The organism is Sphingomonas astaxanthinifaciens DSM 22298, from assembly GCF_000711715.1.
Lineage (GTDB): Bacteria > Pseudomonadota > Alphaproteobacteria > Sphingomonadales > Sphingomonadaceae > Sphingomicrobium > Sphingomicrobium astaxanthinifaciens_A.
On record NZ_JONN01000001.1, the window covers coordinates 46,227 to 64,213 of the forward strand.

17 protein-coding genes are annotated in these 17,987 nt (G+C 67.4%); 7 read left to right on the forward strand and 10 right to left on the reverse strand.

What is annotated here, in order from left to right:
• Positions 1 to 7: 7 nt before the first annotated feature.
• The 5 genes from ubiA to lptF all read right to left on the reverse strand — a co-directional run bounded on the left by ubiA (position 8) and on the right by lptF (position 4,782).
• The gene (gene ubiA, locus BS69_RS0100255) at positions 8 to 925 is read right to left on the reverse strand and encodes a 4-hydroxybenzoate octaprenyltransferase (RefSeq protein WP_029939984.1); all 918 of its coding nucleotides are present in this window, start codon (positions 923 to 925) and stop codon (positions 8 to 10) included.
• On the reverse strand, positions 922 to 1,722 hold the full coding sequence (locus BS69_RS0100260) for a sterol desaturase family protein (protein ID WP_051676348.1): 801 nt from the start codon (positions 1,720 to 1,722) through the stop codon (positions 922 to 924). Before BS69_RS0100260 ends, ubiA begins: the two co-directional genes overlap by 4 nt.
• A gap of 89 nt (positions 1,723 to 1,811) precedes the next feature.
• Positions 1,812 to 2,480 (reverse strand): thioredoxin domain-containing protein, encoded by a 669-nt coding sequence (locus tag BS69_RS13420; protein WP_029939986.1) that lies wholly within the window; start codon positions 2,478 to 2,480, stop codon positions 1,812 to 1,814.
• Positions 2,480 to 3,577: an LPS export ABC transporter permease LptG gene (lptG, locus tag BS69_RS0100270; protein WP_029939987.1), complete on the reverse strand. Its 1,098-nt coding sequence runs from the start codon at positions 3,575 to 3,577 to the stop codon at positions 2,480 to 2,482. Before lptG ends, BS69_RS13420 begins: the two co-directional genes overlap by 1 nt.
• Complete coding sequence (gene lptF / locus BS69_RS0100275) at positions 3,574 to 4,782, reverse strand: LPS export ABC transporter permease LptF (RefSeq protein ID WP_029939988.1); 1,209 nt, start codon at positions 4,780 to 4,782, stop codon at positions 3,574 to 3,576. The genes lptG and lptF overlap by 4 nt, the downstream gene beginning before the upstream one ends.
• A gap of 240 nt (positions 4,783 to 5,022) precedes the next feature.
• Here lptF and BS69_RS0100280 point away from each other — a divergent pair, with 240 nt between their 5' ends.
• Complete coding sequence (locus tag BS69_RS0100280; RefSeq protein WP_037504495.1) at positions 5,023 to 5,994, forward strand: diacylglycerol/lipid kinase family protein; 972 nt, start codon at positions 5,023 to 5,025, stop codon at positions 5,992 to 5,994.
• Positions 5,995 to 6,064: 70 nt separating this feature from the next.
• Entirely contained in the window at positions 6,065 to 6,871 is an 807-nt protein-coding gene (locus BS69_RS0100285; RefSeq protein ID WP_245605141.1) for a hypothetical protein, read from the forward strand.
• Here BS69_RS0100285 and BS69_RS0100290 read toward each other — a convergent pair.
• Positions 6,868 to 7,257 carry a PaaI family thioesterase gene (locus tag BS69_RS0100290; RefSeq protein WP_029939991.1) on the reverse strand — a complete coding sequence of 130 codons (390 nt, stop codon included), beginning with the start codon at positions 7,255 to 7,257 and terminating at the stop codon, positions 6,868 to 6,870. The two genes, BS69_RS0100285 and BS69_RS0100290, sit on opposite strands and share 4 nt — an antisense overlap.
• A gap of 80 nt (positions 7,258 to 7,337) precedes the next feature.
• Between BS69_RS0100290 and BS69_RS0100295 the strand changes: the two genes are divergently transcribed.
• Together BS69_RS0100295 and spt are read left to right on the forward strand one after the other, a co-directional pair.
• On the forward strand, positions 7,338 to 7,583 hold the full coding sequence (locus tag BS69_RS0100295) for an acyl carrier protein (RefSeq protein WP_029939992.1): 246 nt from the start codon (positions 7,338 to 7,340) through the stop codon (positions 7,581 to 7,583).
• 23 nt (positions 7,584 to 7,606) lie between these two features.
• Positions 7,607 to 8,845: a serine palmitoyltransferase gene (gene spt / locus BS69_RS0100300; protein WP_029939993.1), complete on the forward strand. Its 1,239-nt coding sequence runs from the start codon at positions 7,607 to 7,609 to the stop codon at positions 8,843 to 8,845.
• On the opposite strand, the gene BS69_RS0100305 is transcribed toward spt, so the two are convergent.
• Both BS69_RS0100305 and BS69_RS0100310 read right to left on the reverse strand, forming a co-directional pair.
• Positions 8,785 to 9,963 (reverse strand): glycosyltransferase family 87 protein, encoded by a 1,179-nt coding sequence (locus BS69_RS0100305; protein ID WP_029939994.1) that lies wholly within the window; start codon positions 9,961 to 9,963, stop codon positions 8,785 to 8,787. The genes spt and BS69_RS0100305 overlap by 61 nt on opposite strands.
• Positions 9,964 to 10,002: 39 nt before the next feature.
• Positions 10,003 to 11,193 carry a chymotrypsin family serine protease gene (locus tag BS69_RS0100310; protein WP_051676351.1) on the reverse strand — a complete coding sequence of 397 codons (1,191 nt, stop codon included), beginning with the start codon at positions 11,191 to 11,193 and terminating at the stop codon, positions 10,003 to 10,005.
• Positions 11,194 to 11,266: 73 nt separating this feature from the next.
• On the opposite strand from BS69_RS0100310, the gene BS69_RS0100315 reads away from it, so the two are divergent.
• Complete coding sequence (locus tag BS69_RS0100315; protein WP_029939996.1) at positions 11,267 to 13,222, forward strand: response regulator; 1,956 nt, start codon at positions 11,267 to 11,269, stop codon at positions 13,220 to 13,222.
• Here the strand turns inward: BS69_RS0100315 and BS69_RS0100320 are convergent.
• Both BS69_RS0100320 and purL read right to left on the reverse strand, forming a co-directional pair.
• Positions 13,219 to 13,953, reverse strand: coding sequence for a DUF72 domain-containing protein (locus BS69_RS0100320; RefSeq protein WP_029939997.1), 735 nt, complete (start codon positions 13,951 to 13,953; stop codon positions 13,219 to 13,221). The two genes, BS69_RS0100315 and BS69_RS0100320, sit on opposite strands and share 4 nt — an antisense overlap.
• Positions 13,950 to 16,175, reverse strand: coding sequence for a phosphoribosylformylglycinamidine synthase subunit PurL (purL, locus tag BS69_RS0100325; RefSeq protein WP_029939998.1), 2,226 nt, complete (start codon positions 16,173 to 16,175; stop codon positions 13,950 to 13,952). Before purL ends, BS69_RS0100320 begins: the two co-directional genes overlap by 4 nt.
• 279 nt (positions 16,176 to 16,454) lie before the next feature.
• On the opposite strand from purL, the gene BS69_RS0100330 reads away from it, so the two are divergent.
• Both BS69_RS0100330 and BS69_RS0100335 read left to right on the forward strand, forming a co-directional pair.
• Positions 16,455 to 16,898, forward strand: coding sequence for a hypothetical protein (locus tag BS69_RS0100330; protein ID WP_029939999.1), 444 nt, complete (start codon positions 16,455 to 16,457; stop codon positions 16,896 to 16,898).
• Positions 16,899 to 16,963: 65 nt separating this feature from the next.
• The gene (locus BS69_RS0100335) at positions 16,964 to 17,398 is read left to right on the forward strand and encodes a hypothetical protein (protein ID WP_029940000.1); all 435 of its coding nucleotides are present in this window, start codon (positions 16,964 to 16,966) and stop codon (positions 17,396 to 17,398) included.
• Positions 17,399 to 17,987: the final 589 nt, after the last annotated feature.

The window sequence follows — 17,987 nt, forward strand, 5'->3', positions numbered from 1 at the left end:
GTAGCGGCTAGGATGCGACGCTCAACCCCACCGCGGCGAAGCCGAGCAGGAGCAGGAGACCGGTGAAGCGGTTCGAGCGAAACAGCCTGAGGGCAAGCTCGCCGTCATCGGGGTCGGCGCGAAGGGCCTGGCCGGCGAGGTGCAAGGCAGCGGGGAGGAGCGCGATCAGCGCGAGCGGCTCGGGCCGGACCTGCCAGAGGGCGACGCTCCAGCCGACCAGCGCCAGCGCGTAGCAAAGGCCGATGCCGAGCGCCGCGCGGCGGCCGAGCGCCCGGGCCGAGGAGCGGACCCCGACCAGTGCATCGTCCTCCTTGTCCTGGATCGCGTAGAGCGTGTCGTAGCCGATCACCCAGAAGATGCTGCCGAGCCACAGCCACAGGGCCGGGGCGGCGAAGGTGCCGGTCACTGCGGGCCAGCCGACCAGCGCGCCCCAGCTGAAGACGAGGCCGAGCCACGCCTGCGGCCACCAAGTAATCCGCTTCATGAAAGGGTAGGCGAGAACCGGAAGGATGCTGGCGACCGCGATCAGCTGGGCGATGGGCGGCAGCTGCAAGAGGACCAGGAGGCCGACGGCGCACAGCAGGGCGATGAGGGCCCAGGCGGCCCTCGGCCTCACCCGCCCGCTGGCGAGCGGCCGAAGCCGCGTCCGCGCAACCTGCCGGTCAAGGTCGCGGTCGACGAGGTCATTGTAGACGCAGCCCGCCGAACGCATCGCAAAGGCGCCGAGCAGGAACCAGGCGAACAGGCTCCAGCGGCCCCACACCCCCGCCAGCGCGACGCTCCATGCGCACGGCCAATAGAGCAGCCAGGTCCCGATCGGGCGATCGACCCGCATCAGGCTGGCATAGGGCCGCCAGGAAGCGGGAAGGCTGCCGATCAGCCCCCGCCGCTCGCTGTCGGGAACGAGATCGGTGGTGGCGGTCAGGCCGCCTCGCGCTCGGAGCCGGGCTGGTTGTCGCCGCGCTTGCGCGGGTGGCCGGTGGCGACGATCCCGCCCGAGAGGGTCTTCACCCACGGATAGCGGACGGCCACTTCCTCGGTGTAGCCGAGATTGAAGACGGTCGGGCTCTTCTTCGGCCGCTCGGGCCGGTCATAGAAGGTGCCGAGCACGCGGTCCCACAGGTAGCTGGTGATCCCGTAATTGCCGTTCTCGTCGTGGAAGTGATGCGCCATGTGGCGCTTCTTCATCTCCGCGATGACCTTGCTCTTGGGCTTGTAGGCAAGGTGCTGGATGCAGTGCACGAACTCGTAGACGCAGGTCGTGATCAGGCCCGTCGCGAGCGCCGCCGCCGCGCCGCCGATCCCGCCGATCGCATAGCCGACCGGAAGGGTCACCGCGGCGATGGTCGGAAGCGTGGTGTGCAGCGCACCGAACAGGACCTCGAGGTGGTTCGGATCCTGGTGGTGATCATAATGGATGCGCTTCCAGGTCGCGGCGAGGAAGGGCACCTTGAACATCCAGTTGCTGTGCAGCACCCAGCGGTGGAGGCAGTACCAGACCAGCGGATAGAGCACGACCACCAGCGCCGCGGTCGCCGCGGTCTGCACCAGGGTCGCGGGATATTCCGCCCAGACGACGATGCTGGCCAGCGTCAGGCCGATGTACGCGATAATCGCCGGATACTGGAAATAGGCGATCCAGAGATCCTTCAGGGTCATCCGGTCGAGATAGTGCGACCGCTTCCAGATGCCGGGCTTCACCGAACTGCTCACGTCTCTCATGCCTCTGATATGGTGCGGCGACGACAAAGCGCCAGCCGATTATCCCATCATCATGCCGTCTCATTGCGGCGACAATGGGACAAAAGGCCCTATCGCGGCAGCTTGGCGAGCAGGCCCTCGGGGGTCAGCGTTTCCTCGAGCTTCACGCCCTTCCAGAAGTAGGTCGGCGTGCCCCGCACGCCCGACGCGCGCGACGTGAGATCGGCGTTGGTGACCCATTGGTGCGCAGCGGTGTCGGCGAGGCAGCGGTCGACGGCAGCAGCGGTCAAGCCGTGGCTGGCGGCGATCGTCGTCAGATTGCCGATGTCGGCGGCGACCTTGGCATATTCGACCGGACCGGCCAGCTCGGCATTGTAGAGCCGGCCGCGCAGCGCGTCGTCACCATCGGCGGCGGCGAGCCGGGCGCGGGTGTCGGCCTGGCCGGCATAGATCGCCTCGATGAAGCCGAGGCGCCGCGAGGAAGGCACGCAGCGGGCGAGGACGAAGCCTGCGCGATCATGCGGGAAGATGAGGAAGGGGCGGAAGCCGAAGCGCAGCTTGCCCGCCTTGACGAGGCCGTCGATCTGGCTGCCCGTCTCGGCGGCGAAATGCGCGCAATGCGGGCAGCCGAGGCTGCCATATTCGACCAGCAACGGCGCGCCGGGCTTGCCGAAGGTCCAGCCGGCCGGGCTCTCGACGACATTGGTGCGCCAGTCGCGGGGGGCCGGGGCGGCGCCGACCAGGGCGACCGAGGCAAGAAGCAGCAGCAGGCGGTTCATCATTCCTCCAAACGGATCATCACCGTCTCGCCGATCAGCAGGAAGAGCAGGAACGGTGCCCAGGCCGCGAGCAGCGGCGGATAGGCTCCCACATTGCCGAGGGCGACGGCGAAATTGTCGATTACGAAATAGGCAAATCCAAGGGCCATGCCGATAACCGCGCGGACCAGCACCTTGCCTGAACGGGCGAGACCGAAGGCGGCGATGGCGGCAAGGAGCGGCATCAGCACAGTCGACAGGGGCTGGGCGAGCTTGTGCCACAGGCCCGTCCGGGCGGTCGCGGTGGTGACCCCGGCCCGCTCCATCTCGCCGATATTGTGGGTGAGGCTGCGGATGTCCTGCGCGTTGGGATCGACCTTGGCGAGGGTGAAGCGTTGCGGCTCGACCCCTTCCAGCGCGCGCATGGCGGGGCGGCGGAGCACCATGTTCATGCCGCTGTCGTAGATCGAGACATTCTCGAGGATCCAGCCGCCTTCGTAGGGCCGGGCACGCTCGGCATCGACGATCCGGCGGATGGTGTTGCTCTCGCGCTCGAACATCCTGAGGCCGCGGATCTGGACGCCGTTGCCGCGCCCGGTGACGAGCTTGGCCTGGACGAGGTCGTCGCCCGCGGTCACCCAGACGTTGCTGACGATCCCGCTGTCGGGCGGGACGGCCTTGTAGTCATTGTCCTGCCATGCCGACAGCTGGCGGGTGCCGTTGACGACGACCAGCTCGTTGAAGGCGAAGGACACGCCGGCGAGGACCGCGCTCGCGGCCATCAGCGGAGCGAGCAGCTGGTGCGCGGACAGCCCGGCGGCCTTCATCGCCACCACCTCGCTGCTCTGGTTGAGGGTCGTGAACGTGATCAGCGCGCCGAGCAGGAAGGAGAAGGGAAAGGCGAACGCGATCAGCTGGGGAAAGCGATAGCCGACATAGGCCCACAGCTGCGCTTCGCCATTGCCCGCGACCGCGAGGATCTTGCCTGATTCCGAGAGCAGGTTGAGCATCATCAGGACGATGCTCAGCGACAGGAGCACCGCGAGGCTGCGCGAGACGTAGAGCCACACGGTGTAGCGGGCGAGCCGCGGCGAGGGGAAGAAATTGAGGTTGATCATGCGGCGTCGGAAGCCGCCACACGGCGGCGCGGACGCGGCAGCAGCCGCTTGATGAATGTCCAGGCCTTGGCCCCGCCGCGTTCGAGCGCGCCGATCGGCTGGCCACCGGGCTTGCGCGACAGCGTCAGGTACATCCACAGGATCAGCGCAGCGAACAGGACGAACGGCACGAACATCACGATCTCGGGCGTGTAGTCGCCGCGCGCGCCCGCATCCTCGGCCCACTGGTTGACCTTGTGATAGGCGACCACCATCACGATCCCGATGAAGATGCCGAGGCTCGAGCTCGACCTTTTGGGCGGCACGGCGAGGCTCACCGCGAGCAGCGGGAGGAGCAGCATCATCACCACCTCGACCATCCGGAACATGAGATTGGACCGGGCGGCGAGATTGGCCTCGCCGGTGACCTTTCCGCCATAGCTGGCGGTGATCAGCTCGGGCAGGATCATCTCCTCGGTCTCGTCCTGCGCGCGGGCGCGGAAGCTGTCGACGCGGGGAAGCTTGATCGGCAGGTCGTAGCTCCGGAAGGCGAGCGTGCGCGGGGTCGTGAACTTCGGGTCCTGCTGGATCAGCCGGCCCTCCTCGAGCCGAAGCAGGATCGTGTCGGGATCGTCGGTGGCGAGGAAGCGGCCATGCGCGGCGGTGGCGACGATGCCTGTGCCCTTGTTGTCGGCCTGGACGAAGATGCCGTGAAGCTGGGTCCCGGCATTTTCGCTCCGGTCGATGCGGATGGTGAAGCGCTTCGACAGCGTGTTGAACTCGCCGACCTTGAGGCTCGCGCCGAGCGCACCCGAGCGCAGGTCGAAGCGCAGCCGCTCATAGCCATAATGGGTCCAGGGCTGGAGCCAGCCGACGATGAACAGGTTGAGCAGCAGCAGCAGCGCCGCATAGCCGTAGGGCACCCGCAGCAGCCGCTCGAAGCCCGCGCCGACCCCGCGCAACGCATCGAGCTCGCTCGACAGCGCCAGCCGGCGGAAGGCGAGCAGGATCCCGAGCATCAGCCCGATCGGGATCCCGAGCGCGAAATATTCGGGCAGGAGATTCGCCAGCATCCGCCAGACCACGCTGACCGGACCCCCGGCGTTGATGACGAAATCGAACAACCGCAGCATCTTGTCGAGGACAAGCAGCATCGCCGCCAGCACCAGGGTGCCGAACAGGGGGATGGCGATGGCCCGGGCGATGTAGCGGTCGATCAGCGACATGTTTTCAGCGTTGTGCCCTCAACACCATCATTTGGCCGCAAAGCAAGCCTAGATCGCAGAAACGAGCCCTTGGTCTGCCCGCCTCAACCTGAAGCGGAGCTGTCGAAGGGCATGGTAGCGTGAAGGGGTGAGTTCCTTTTCGATGCGGTTGGTTGGTTTTCTCCCTGCTGTTGTCCCTGTCGCGATGGCGCTGCCGTCGACCCTGGCGGCTGCCGGCGCGGGCGGGGTCGGAGAATGCTGATGGGCAAGGCTCGAATCGCCCTGCTCAGCAATCCCAAGTCGACCGGCAACCTGTCGCAGCTGCCGCGTATCCGGGCCTTTTGCGCCGAGCATCCCGACATCTTCCACTACGAGGTGGAAAAGGCCGACCAGGTCGGCTGCGCGCTCAAGACGATCGCGCTCGTTCGCCCGAAGATGCTGGTCATCAACGGAGGCGACGGAACGGTGCAGGCGGCGCTGACCGAACTCGTCAACGGCGGCCATTTCGGCGACCAGCGGCCCCCGGTCGCGGTCCTCCCGAACGGTAAGACCAACCTCATCGCGCTCGACCTTGGCGCCCAGGGCGATCCGATCGAGGCGCTCAAGCACCTGCTCGAGATCGCCGAGGGCGACCTCAGCGACCGGCTCGTCGCGCGCGAACTCATCGCATTGACCAGCGATGGTCGGACCACGCCGGTCATCGGCATGTTTCTCGGCGGGGCCGGCCTCGCCGACACGATGAAATATTGCCGCGAGAAGATCTATCCGCTCGGGCTTCCCAACGGGCTCAGCCATGTCATCACCGCGGTTGCGGTGATGGTCCGGCAGATGCTGGGCATGGGTGGCGGCATCCTTCCGCCCAAGCCGAGCCCGATCGAGGTCAAGGTCCGTCGCCACGGGACGCTCAGCGGCCGCTTCGCGCTGCTGGCGGTGACCACGCTCGAGAAGCTCCTGCTCGGAAGCGATCTCCATACTGCGGGCAAGGGCCCGCTGAAGCTGCTCGCGGTCGACCACCGTTCGAGCTCGCTCCTGCGCGGCCTGTTCGCGGGTCTTGGCGGACGGCTCGGGCGAAAGAAGCTCTCCGGCGTCCATGTCGAGGAAGCCGACGAGATTTCGATCGAGGGCGATCGCAGCTCTGTGTTTCTCGACGGCGAGATGTTCGAGGCCGGGATCGGCAATCCGATCCGCCTGACCCCGGCCGCGCCCTTGTCCTTTGTCCGTCTCGCCGCCTGACCCGCAGGCGCAATTGCAGTCACTGGTGGCCGAGGAACTCGGCACGCCGGTGGACCCGCGCGTCTCGGCCATGGCCGCGACCATCGCCGCCCAATATGGCGAGGCCGCCCGCGCGGTGCTGTTCTACGGCTCCTGCCTGCGCGACGTCGCGCTCGACGGGGGCATGCTCGATTTCTACCTGATCGTCTCGGACTATCGGGCGGCATATGGCAGCACGTGGCTGGCCGAGGCCAACCGGCTGATCCCGCCCAACGTCTTTCCCTTCGCGCATGAAGGTCTGGCGGCCAAATATGCGGTGCTGAGCGAGGCGGACTTCCATCGCCTGAACGGCCCCGAAACCCGCAACGTCTCGGTCTGGGCGCGCTTCGCCCAGCCCTCGCGGCTGGTATGGGCGAAGGACGAGGCCGCGCGCGACAACGCCATCAGGGCGGTCGCCCGGGCCGCGCCGACCCTGCTCAGCGCCGCGCTCTCCAGCGTTCCCAACGACCAGCCCCCGCTCGATCTCTGGCGCGCGGCCTTCGCGCTGACCTATTCGGTCGAGCTTCGCGCCGAGAAGGGGAGCCGGAGCCAGTCGGTGGTCGACGCCGACCCCGCGCGCTACCTGCGCTTCTTCGGCCCGGCGATGGCCGCTGCGGCGGTCGGGGGCAAGCGCTGCACGGGCTCGTGGCGGCGGCGCCGAATCGAGGGCAAATTGCTGTCGGTCGCGCGTCTCGCCAAGGCCAGCGCGACCTTCGCCGGCGGCGCCGAATATATCGTCTGGAAGATCAACCGCCACGCTGGGACCGACATTCGGCTCAGCGATTGGCAGAAGAAGCATCCGCTGGTGACCGCCGTGACCCTGTTGCCAAGACTGCTCCGGAGCGGCGCGATCCGCTAGGCCGCGGGGCCGAGCAGGAAGTTGATCCGTGCGCTGGCAATCGGGGTCGAGCGGTCTTTCTGCCAGGCGAAGGCCTCGACATTGGCGATGCGCGCGCCCAGCCGCTCGATCGTCGCGGCCGCGAAGGTATCGCGATCCTTGCCGCCGAGGAGATAGTCGATCGTCACCGAGATCGGCTTGGGCGTCACGCCCCGGCCGTGGAGCGCCTCGGCCAGCTCGCCATAGGCCGCGAACTCGAGCAGCCCGGCGATTGCGCCGCCGTGGAGAAAACCGGGGCGGCCGATCACATCGTCGTGAAAGGGCATGACGAACAGGCGCCGGCCATCGGCGCCGCGTTCGCTCCGAAGCTGCAGGAGCTTCGCATAGGGAGGAAGGCTATCGGACATTTTCGCGCCGCTTAGCGCAGCCTTGCCCGCTTTTCGCCCCTTTGTTGCGCTTGGGCCTCCGAAACCCTAGCGAGAATGACATGACCGACCGTGACGAACGCAAGGCCGCGATCGAGCGCCTGATTGCCGAATTCAACAAGAAGGGCATTGCCGTGAGCGAGGACACCCGCTTCGCCCAGGACCTCGAATGGGACAGCCTGACGGTGATGGACTTCGTCGCCGCCGTCGAGGACGAGTTCGACATCATCATCACCATGAACCGCGCGGCCGAAATCGAGACCGTCGGGGCGCTGATCGACGCGGTCGGCGAGCTCAAGGGCGAATAAGCATGACCGATCCCGGACTCGCCATGACCGCCGATGCGGGCAAGGCCGCGCCGCGTGGCACCGCGCCCGACCTGTTCGACAAGTTCCAGCCGATTATCGACGTGCGCGAGAATTTGCTCGCGACCGGCGTCACCGATCCCTTCAGCCTGGTGATGGAGCGCGTCGAAAGCCCGACCGTCGCCATCTGCAACGGCAAGCGGACGATCCTGCTCGGCACCTACAATTACATGGGCCAGACCTTCGACCCGCAGGTGCTTGCCGCGGGCAAGCAGGCGCTCGACGAGTTCGGCTCGGGGACGACCGGAAGCCGGGTCCTCAACGGCACCTACCAGGGCCACCGGGAGTGCGAGGAGGCGCTGAAGCGCTTCTACGGCATGGACCATGCGATGGTCTTCTCGACCGGCTATCAGGCCAATCTCGGGATCATCTCGACCATGGCGGGGAAGGACGATTACGTCATCCTCGACATCGACAGCCACGCCTCGATCTACGACGGCTGCGCGCTGGGCAACGCCCAGATCGTCGCCTTCCGCCACAATGACGTCGACGCGCTCGAGAAGCGCCTCAAGCGTCTGCCCGCCGAGGCCGGCAAGCTGGTGGTCCTCGAAGGCGTCTATTCGATGCTCGGCGACACCGCCCCGCTCAAGGAAATGGTCGCCATTTCCAAGGCGCATGGCGCGATGGTGCTGGTCGACGAAGCGCATTCGATGGGCTTCATCGGCCCCAACGGCCGCGGCGTCGCCGAAGAGCAGGGGGTGATCGACGACGTCGACTTCATCATCGGCACCTTCTCGAAGTCGGTCGGCACCGTCGGCGGCTTCTGCGTCTCGAACCATCCCAAGTTCGAGATTCTGCGCCTCGTCTGCCGTCCCTATGTCTTCACCGCCTCGTTGCCGCCGAGCGTGGTCGCCACTGCCGCGACCTCGATCGACCTGCTGCGCGACGCCAAGGACAAGCGCGATCACCTCTGGGCCAACAGCCGCCGCCTCCACGGCGGGCTGAAGGACCTCGGCTTCACGCTCGGGACCGAGGAGCCGCAGTCGGCGATCATCGCCGTCATCATGCCCGACCTCGAGAAGGGCGCGGCGATGTGGGAAGCGCTGCTTCAGGAGGGGCTCTACGTGAACCTCGCCCGGCCGCCCGCGACCCCGGCCGGCATGACCCTGCTGCGCTGCTCGCTCTGCGCGCTCCACAGCGAGGCTCAGGTGGGCGAGATCCTCGGCATGTTCGAAGCCGCGGGCAAGCGCGTCGGCGTCATCTGACCCCTCGCTTCCTGCCGCCGCTCGCGCCACAGCAAAGCGAGCGCCAGCAGGGCGGCGGCGGGCAGGCTGTTGGGCAGCGCCACGAGGTCCGACTGGCTGGCGACCGGCGCCAGGCAGAGGAGGTAGAGCGCCAGCGCCTTGACCGGCGCGTGGGGCCGGAACCAGGCGATGGCCGCCAGCATCGGCAGCGTGTCGTAGCTCTGCAGATAGGGCGAGGCGACGAGGCTGGCGGTGCACAGGAGCGGCACGCGCTGCGCCCAGCCCTCGCGCCAGCTCTTCCAGCACAGGACAGCGGCGAAGGCCGCGCAGCCGAGCTGCACGACCATCGCCGGCCCCGGCGCTATTTCAAGGTCGCGCAGCAGTCCGAAGGGGCTGGCCAGCTCGTTCCAGCTCAGCCGGTCGCCGCCGACGATCCCGCCGAATTCGCCCGCCATGGCGACAAAGGCGCGGGTGCTGTCGGGCCCGAAGACAATCAGCCCTGCGAGGAGCAGCGCTGACGCGGAGGCGAGCGCCCCGCCGATCGCCGGCCAGGCCCGCGCGGCGATGACCGCGACCGGCAGCATCAGCGCGAGCTGGGGTTTCAGCACCAGCAGTCCGAGCAGAAGCCCCGCCCGGAACGGCCGCCGCCCGAGCAGGCGCGCCCCCGCCAGCAGGATCGCGCCGGTGAGGAAGCCCGTCTGCCCGATCATCCCGTTGATCAGCACCGCCGGCTGCGCGGCGACCAGCGGGGCTGGCGCAAGTCGCGTTCCCGCCCACATGAACAAAGCGAACCCCGCCACCACCCACAAGGCGAAGGCAAGGTGGTAGTCGAGAAGCGCGAATGGGGCCGTCACCAGCATTAAGGCGGGCGGATAGGGATAGGGCATGACCGCGCTCGTCGGACCGACCGCGGCGGCCTGCGCGGCGGCGAGCGCGGCGGGATCATAGGCCGCGGCGGCCCCGCCCCCCAGCGCCAATCGTCCCGTCGCCCAGAAATTGGTGAAGTCGAGCAGCATCGGCCGGCCGATGTCGCGGATGTGGAAGGCGAAGATCATCGCCGCGAACAGCAGCGCGACCGCCATGGCGGCGGCCCAGCCGAGCCTCGGGCGCGGCGCAGCGGAAGTGGCGACCTCGGTCACCGCCGCTCCCTAGCAGCCCCGGCTTAACAAGCCGTCAGTTCAGCGCTGGACCGCGACCCGCCAGTCGTCGGGCAGATAGTCGACGCTCTGGTAATAAGAGAAAGCGCAGGCGCCGCCGGGGAGATAGGCCCCGCCCTTGAGCACGCCATAAGCGACCGTGCCGAGGAAGATCGGCGCCCCGCTGTCGCCGCGGCGGCATTCGGGCCCGCGCAACGTCACCCAGCTGTTGGTGCACAGCCCGCCGCACAATTCCCCGGCGGGCGCGAAATCGGTGAGCTCGACCTCCGAGCAGGCATAGCCCGAGCTTTCGCCGCGCAGGCACAGCCAGTCGCCGGGCCGGGTCATCGGCCGGGTCGCCCAGCTGGTCACGGGGCGGACGGTCGTCTTCGCCGTGTCACTGAAGAGCGACGGGTCGGCCTGCCCGATGCCGCCATGGATCTGGACGTCGTTCTGCGCCGCGCCCCAGGCACCGAGCATCGGCAGAAGCCGCTCCTCGCCGTCGGGCCCGCGCCAGCTCAGGGTGTCGGGGCAATGGGCGGCGGTGGTGATGCCATATTGGCCGGCGCCATTGCGGACGACGAAGCCGGTGGTGCAGCGAAAGCGCCGCCCTTCCGCATTGGGTCCCTCGACCCGGCCGCCACCGATCGCCGCGCTGTCGGTCATCAGCGCGTCGAGCCGACGGATCCGGACGGGCAGGCCGAGCCGCGCCGACAGGGCCTGCTCGACCTCGGCCACCGGGCGCGGGTCGGCGCTCGGCCGCTGCATCAGGATGAGGCCCCCGGTGCGCGGATCGACGCCGCCGCCGCGATAGCCGGCGACGTCCTTCGGAAGCGCCGCCCGCTCGCGGTCGAGCAAGGCGAGCGCCTGCTCCCGGGTCGCGCCGGCGCCATCCTCGAAGCGGACCGGGATCGGCAGGCCCTGCTCGGTCGCGACGAAATCGGCCGGCCGTCCGGCGCCGCTCAGCCGGACGAGCAGGTGCCAGTCGGGGCGGTGAACCACCGAGATCGAGGCGAGCCGGTCGCGGTAGCGGACCCTCAGCTCCTCGCTGACCGCGATGCTGGCGCGCTGCTGCTGGAGCCGGCGCAGCGCCTCGGCCGGACTGACCCCGAATCTGGTCGCGTAGAGGCTCGCGTCCTGCGCCAGCGCCTCGTCCGCGCTCAGCCGCATCGGCTCGGCCGCAAGGCCGGGCGAACCGGCGAGTGCGATCAGCAGGGCCACTATCCAGCGCATCAGCGGTCTTCTGCCACTCCTCACCTGAACCAGCGGTTGTGCGGATTCGAGGCCAGTCCTAGACTGCCACCTTATGTGGGCAAGGGTTGACGACAATCAGTTCGACTCGCGCCGCTTCGGGGCGGCGGCCGGCGCGACCCTCGCCGCGCTGATCCTGCTCGGCATGGTGCTGCTGGTCGCGATTTCGAACCGCGCCCGCGACGATGCGCTCGAGCGCGAGCGCCACGCCTATGACGTGACCCTTCTCGTCCGCACCGTGGATGCGACCCTCGCGCGTTCGGAGAGCGCGCTCGGCCGGTTCGTCCTCGACGAGGACAAGAATACGTCGGGCAGCATCTACGCCAACGAATGGCGTCTCGCCGGGACCCAGCTCCGCCAGCTCGAGCGGCTGGTTCGCAACGATCCGGTGCAGGCGCAGCGCGTGGCTGGCGCGCGCCAACTCTACGAGCAGCACGGCCGCAACCTCGCCACCGTCGCCCAGGCCGCGGCCAGCGCGCGCGGCGAGGGCGGGATCGCGCTCTTCTACACCTTCACCCGCGAAAAGGACGGCGAGGCCAAGACCTATGGCGCGCAGCTGCGCAATCGCCTGTCCGAAATCGCGACCTCCGAACGCAACGTCCTTCGCGAGAGCATGGAGCAGACCCAGTTCTTCTCCGCCCAGGCCGACCGGCTGACCGACTATCTCTCGTGGCTGGGCGTGCTGATCGGGCTGGGGGCGATCGGGCTCGGGCTGCTCGCGGTCCAGGCGGCGCGCCAGAATTATCTCGCCCGCCGCGAGGCCGAGACGCTCGAGGAAGCGGTCGCGCTGCGCACGCAGGAATTGTCGGCCGCGAATGAGGCGCTCCGTGCCGAGGCCGAAGAGCGCGAGATCGCCGAAGCCCAGCTCCGCCAGATCCAGAAGATGGAAGCGGTCGGCCAGCTGACCGGCGGGATCGCGCACGACTTCAACAACATGCTCGCGGTCGTGGTCGGCGGCATCGACCTCGCCCGGCGGCGGATCGGCGGGCCCAAGCGCGAGGTGCTCCAGCATCTCGGCAATGCGATGGACGGGGCGACCCGCGCCGCTGCCCTGACGCGCCGCCTGCTGAGCTTTGCCAGGGCGGAGCCCCTGCTCCCCGAGCCGGTCACGCCGCGCGACCTGGTCGAGGGGTTGAAGGACCTGCTCGACCGGACGCTCGGCGAGCGGATCGAGGTCCGGGTCCAGACGTCGGGCAACTGGCCGATCTACGTCGACCCCCATCAGCTTGAGAACGCGCTCCTCAACCTCGCGGTCAACGGCCGCGACGCGATGGACGGCGAAGGGGTGCTCACCATCGCCACAAGCGACATGCCGCTGATGGAGGGCGAAGTCGGCGACCTGCCGGCCGGCGACTATGTCCGGCTCGCGGTCGCCGACCAGGGCTGCGGGATGAGCGAGGAAGTGAAGCGCCGCGCCTTCGAACCCTTCTTCACCACCAAGGAAGTCGGCAAGGGCACCGGCCTTGGCCTCAGCCAGATCTTCGGCTTCGCGCGCCAGTCGGGCGGGGAAGTCGCGATCGACAGCGCGGTCGGGGTCGGCACGGTGGTCAGCATCTACCTGCCGCGAGGCCAGGCGGTCGTCGGCGAGACCCGGGCCGAAGCGGGCGCTTCGACGGCACGCGGCGAAGCGGCAACGGTGCATGGCGCGCGCATCCTGCTCGTCGAGGACGATCCGCGGGTCCGCAGCGCGACGATCGAGGCGCTCCAGGACCTCGATTACGAGCCCGTCGCCTGCGCCAATGCCGAAGAAGCGCTGAGCGCTTTCGAGCGTCAGCCCTTCGACCTCGTCATCAGCGACGTCATCATGCCCGGCATGACCGGTCCCGAGCTCGTCCGCCTGCTCAAGCGCCGCTTCCCGGAACTCGCCGTGCTGTTCGTCACCGGTTATGTCGGCGAGGGCGAGGGCGAGGACCTCAAGGGCTACGAGATGCTGCGCAAGCCCTTCACCGTCGGCGGCCTTGCCCATGCGGTCGCCGCCGCGCTCGGCCGGGCCGAGGTCCGCGCCGCCTAGAGCCGGCCCATCAGCGCCAGCGCCGCCGCCGGATTGCGGACCTTCGCGCCGCCGATGAAATAGACGAAGACGTCGCGTCCGCCCTTGGCCCAGCGGCTTATCCGCTGTGCGAGGCCGTCCAGCGCTTCATCGTCATAGCCGGTCGCGACATCGTCGACGCTGCGCTGGAGCCGGGCGTAGGAGAAGTCGGCGGTCTGCTCCTCGATCCGGACGAAGCCATTATGATCGGCGAAGACCACCGCCATGTTGCGGGCCCGGGCGAGCTCGAGGAATGCGGGGTCGGCAAAGCTCGAGTGCCGGACCTCGAGCGCGTGGCGCAGGGGCACACCGTCCTGGCTGTCGGGGATCAGATCGAGGAAGCGCGCGAAATCGTCGCGCTCGAAGGCCTTGGTGTCGGCGAACTGCCAGTTGATCGGCCCGAGCTTCTCGCCGAGCTCGGTGAAGCCCTGCCCGAGGAAGACATCGATCGACGGGCCACTGTCGGCCAGCACCTTGCGGACGGTCGAAAAGCGCGAGGCCTTGAGGCTGAACCGGAAGCCGTCGGGCACCGCGTCGCGCCACTTGCGCCAGCTTTCCCGGTTCTGCCGGCCATAGGCGGTGGCGTTGATCTCGATGCTGCCAAGCTGCGCGGCGGCATATTCGAGTTCGCGCCGGTGGGGCAGCCCGTCCGGGTAGAAGGTCCCGCGCCAGGGTTCGTAGGTCCAGCCCCCGATCCCGACGCGGATCGTCACGCCTGCATCAGGTCGGGAAGGAAGGCCTCGTTGGCGGTGCGGAGATCGGCGAGTCCGATCGTCTGCTCACCGTCGCGATCCCTGAGGTCGAAGACGATTGCGTCGCCGCCGACGTCACCCACCGCAATGCTGAACAGTTCGGCCGCGGTGGCGAGCTGACGAACCCGCTCGGGATCGCTGGTGGAGACCACCGCGCGGCCCTGGTCCTCGCCGAACAGCATGGCGGCGGGGTTCGCCAGTTCGGGGACGATGGTCATGCGGAAGCCGAGGTCGCCGGCGAGCGCCATCTCGGCCATCGCCACGGCCGCGCCGCCGTCGGCGCAATCGTGGACCGCGCTGACCAGACCTTCGGCAATCAACGTGCGGAGGAGCTCGCCCAGCCGCCGCTCGACCCCGAGATCGACCGGGGGCGCCTCGCCCTCGCGGCGGCCGTGGCAGGTCTCGAGCCACAGCGACTGGCCGACATGCCCCTTGGTGTGGCCGAGGAGGAGCAGGGTCTCGCCCGGATTGCGAAGCGCGATCGAAGCGCTCTTCGACCAGTCCTTCATCAGCCCGACCGCGCCGATGGCGGGGGTGGGAAGGATGGCGCTGCCGCCGCCGGTCGCCTTGCTCTCGTTGTAGAGCGAGACGTTGCCGGAGACGATCGGGAAGTCGAGGGCGCGGCAGGCGTCGCTCATGCCTTCGAGGCAGCCAGTGATCTGGGCCATGATCTCGGGCCGCTGCGGATTGGCGAAGTTGAGGCAGTTGGTGACCGCGAGCGGGGTCGCCCCGACCGCGCTGATATTGCGATAGGCCTCGGCGATCGCCTGCTTGCCGCCTTCATAGGGGTCGGCATAGCAATAGCGCGGGGTGCAGTCGGTCGTGATGGCGAGCGCCTTTTGCGTCCCGTGGACCCGGACCAGCGCCGCGTCGCCGCCCGACTTCTGCACCGTGTCGCCGCCGACCTGGCTGTCATATTGCTCCCAGATCCAGCGCCGCGAGGCGAGGGCGGGTGAGGCCATGAGCTTCAGAAGATCGCCCGCGATGTCGGTCGATTCCGGCACTTCGCCCAAGGGCTTCACCTCAGCCCACGCCTTATACTCCTCGCGGCTCAGTGCCGGGCGGTCGTAGAGCGGCGCCTCGTCGGCGAGCGGTCCCAAGGGGATGTCGGCGACGGTCTCGCCCTTCCACACGAGCTCCATCCGGCCGGTGTCGGTGACGGTGCCGATGACCGCGAAATCGAGCTCCCACTTGTGGAAGATGGCCTCCGCCTCGGCCTCGCGGCCGGGCTTCAGGACCATCAGCATGCGCTCCTGGCTTTCGGAGAGCATCATCTCGTAGGGCGTCATGCCGGTCTCGCGGCAGGGGACCGAGTCCATGTCGAGGCGGATGCCGACGCCGCCCTTGCTCGCCATTTCGACCGAGGACGAGGTGAGGCCCGCGGCGCCCATGTCCTGGATGGCGACGATCGCGTCCGAGGCCATGAGTTCGAGGCAGGCCTCGATCAGCAGCTTCTCGGTGAAGGGATCGCCGACCTGGACGGTGGGGCGCTTCTCCTCGCTGTCCTCGCCGAAATCGGCCGAGGCCATGGTCGCGCCATGGATGCCGTCGCGGCCGGTCTTGGAGCCGACATAGACGACCGGATTGCCGATGCCCGCGGCGGCCGAATAGAAGATCTTGTCGGTCTTCGCGACGCCGACGGTCATGGCGTTGACGAGGATGTTGCCATTGTAGGCGGGGTCGAAATTGGTCTCGCCGCCGACGGTGGGGACGCCGACGCAATTGCCGTAGCCGCCGATCCCCGCGACCACGCCCGCGATGAGGTGCCGCATCTTGGGGTGGTGGGGATCGCCGAAGCGCAGCGCGTTCATGTTGGCGACCGGCCGCGCGCCCATGGTGAAGACGTCGCGGAGGATCCCGCCGACCCCGGTCGCCGCGCCCTGGTAGGGCTCGATGTAGCTGGGGTGGTTGTGGCTCTCCATCTTGAAGATGGCGGCGTCGCCGTCGCCGATGTCGATGACACCCGCATTTTCGCCCGGGCCGCAGATGACCCAGGGCGCGGTGGTCGGCAGCTTCTTGAGGTGGATGCGCGAGGATTTGTACGAGCAATGCTCGGACCACATGACCGAGAAGATGCCGAGCTCGGTCAGGTTTGGCTCGCGGCCCAGCGCATGGAGGATGCGCTGATATTCGTCGGGGGAGAGGCCGTGCTCGGCGACCAGTTCGGGCGTGATGGCGGTCATGGGGGGCGCCTTAGCGGGGCTGCGCGATTTGGCCAACGGGGCGCGGCGCTGAGGGGGCGACGTCCGCGAGCGTTCGAGGACGAGCGATGGCGCGTCCGCGAAGGTCACAAAGGTCACAGGGTCGCCGAGTAGTTTTTCGGTCCTGGCTGGCCACGATGTCAAAGAGCAAACAAACCGCTGAGGTTCATTTCAGCAGATGAAATCCTACTTTTCAACGGGAAGAACGAACGTCCGCTTTCGACCCATTGCGGACATTAGGACGCGGGCTATCCTCGCCTGATGGTGAAATCAGCAGTGGCCTATCGTGCCAACGGAAAAGTCGTCATCGCTCCGGTCATTCGGACGACGAGCGGTATTGGCCTTGAGGTCGACCCAAAAAGTTTGGGCGCTGCGCCCGACCAAGAAAGCATCGCTGGGACATTGGCCGAGGCTCTTGCTCGGTCTGATCGCGTCGTCCCGCAGCCCAGCCGCGACGAATGGAAGGGCCTATTCCAGCCCTTTCTGACTGCGACGGGCGTGCGGAGCCACAAAGCATTTATGGACGGTGCGCAGCGCGTCAGCATCAGGGTGTTAGATCACCAGTTGAAGCTCACGCCGGGGCGCAATCTCGGCAGCAAAGAAGGTTTCGAACCGATACCGGACCAAGCGCAGTTGCACTCAGCGGATGACCTTCACAGTGCGGCGGCGGCCCTGCTTCGCATGCTAAGCCCGTCAGCAGCATAGGCTCGAAGGCTAATGTCTGCTTTCCACCCATAGCGGACATTGACGTAACACGTTACAAGTTGCTCATGGCCTGGTCCGAGACACTTCTGCCCGACCATTTACTCGAACGCGCCACGCGTCGTGGCAATGAGCGCGCATGGCCTATCCACGATATACCGGAGGTGATTGAGGCGGCGAGGCAGGCCGACTTAGTGAGCGTCGGAGGTCAGTTACAGCTTCGTTTCCCCGAAGGCGGAACATGCGAGTGTTATTGGGTTGAGGTCGACACGTTCAAATCAGTTTCTCCCAACCTGCCATGGCTCGAACGGGTGGAGCAAACGGCGGCAGCGGCGCGCTCGCAGTTCCAAAGGCTTCTCGACAAATATGACTTCACCGCAGAAGCGAGGTCGTCATTCGGAAAATACATGGATGAGTTCGTAGCGAAAGGCGGCGACATCAACGACGCCATCTACTTCGTCTGGTATTTGGCAGCTCAGCAGGACGCCTCTGAACGGGCGTAGTTTCAATAGCGGCTTTCCACCCATAGCGGACACTGGCGCCTACGAATTCGCCCTTAGGAGCCATGTGCTGTTGAGGCGGGCACGCTTCACCCGCTCCAAAGGTCAGAACCCAAGGGAATCGTCACAGCACGTCGATTTCCGGATGTCTGCTTTCGACCCGTGCGGACATTGCCCGATCAATCCGCGGTGCTACGTTAGCTAGCTGTGGCATTGGTCTTTATCAGCCTATTCTTGGCGCCGATCGCTGCATTTGCGGTGGGGTGCTTATTGAGGCCGCCCCTTTGTAAACGTGCTCTCACGGCAATCCTTCTGGCCCCATTAATCGTTTATACTCTCTCGATGGCGAGCGCTGAACCGAGCGGTCCGGATTTTTGGAGCTGGTGGGCCGTGGGACTCCTCATGCTGGCGCTCCCCATGCTGGCCTCCTTCGCAATCACCGTGATTGGCTACCTGCTAGGTCGGACATTGACAGGTCCCGAGCGTCCGATGTGAGGGCCGAATTCGTCCCAAGGCAGACCTTCAGTTGCGCAAGGTGATGACGGCGCTAGTCTCTTCTCATGAAAGAAGCTGGCGTGCGGCTGGCAGAAGC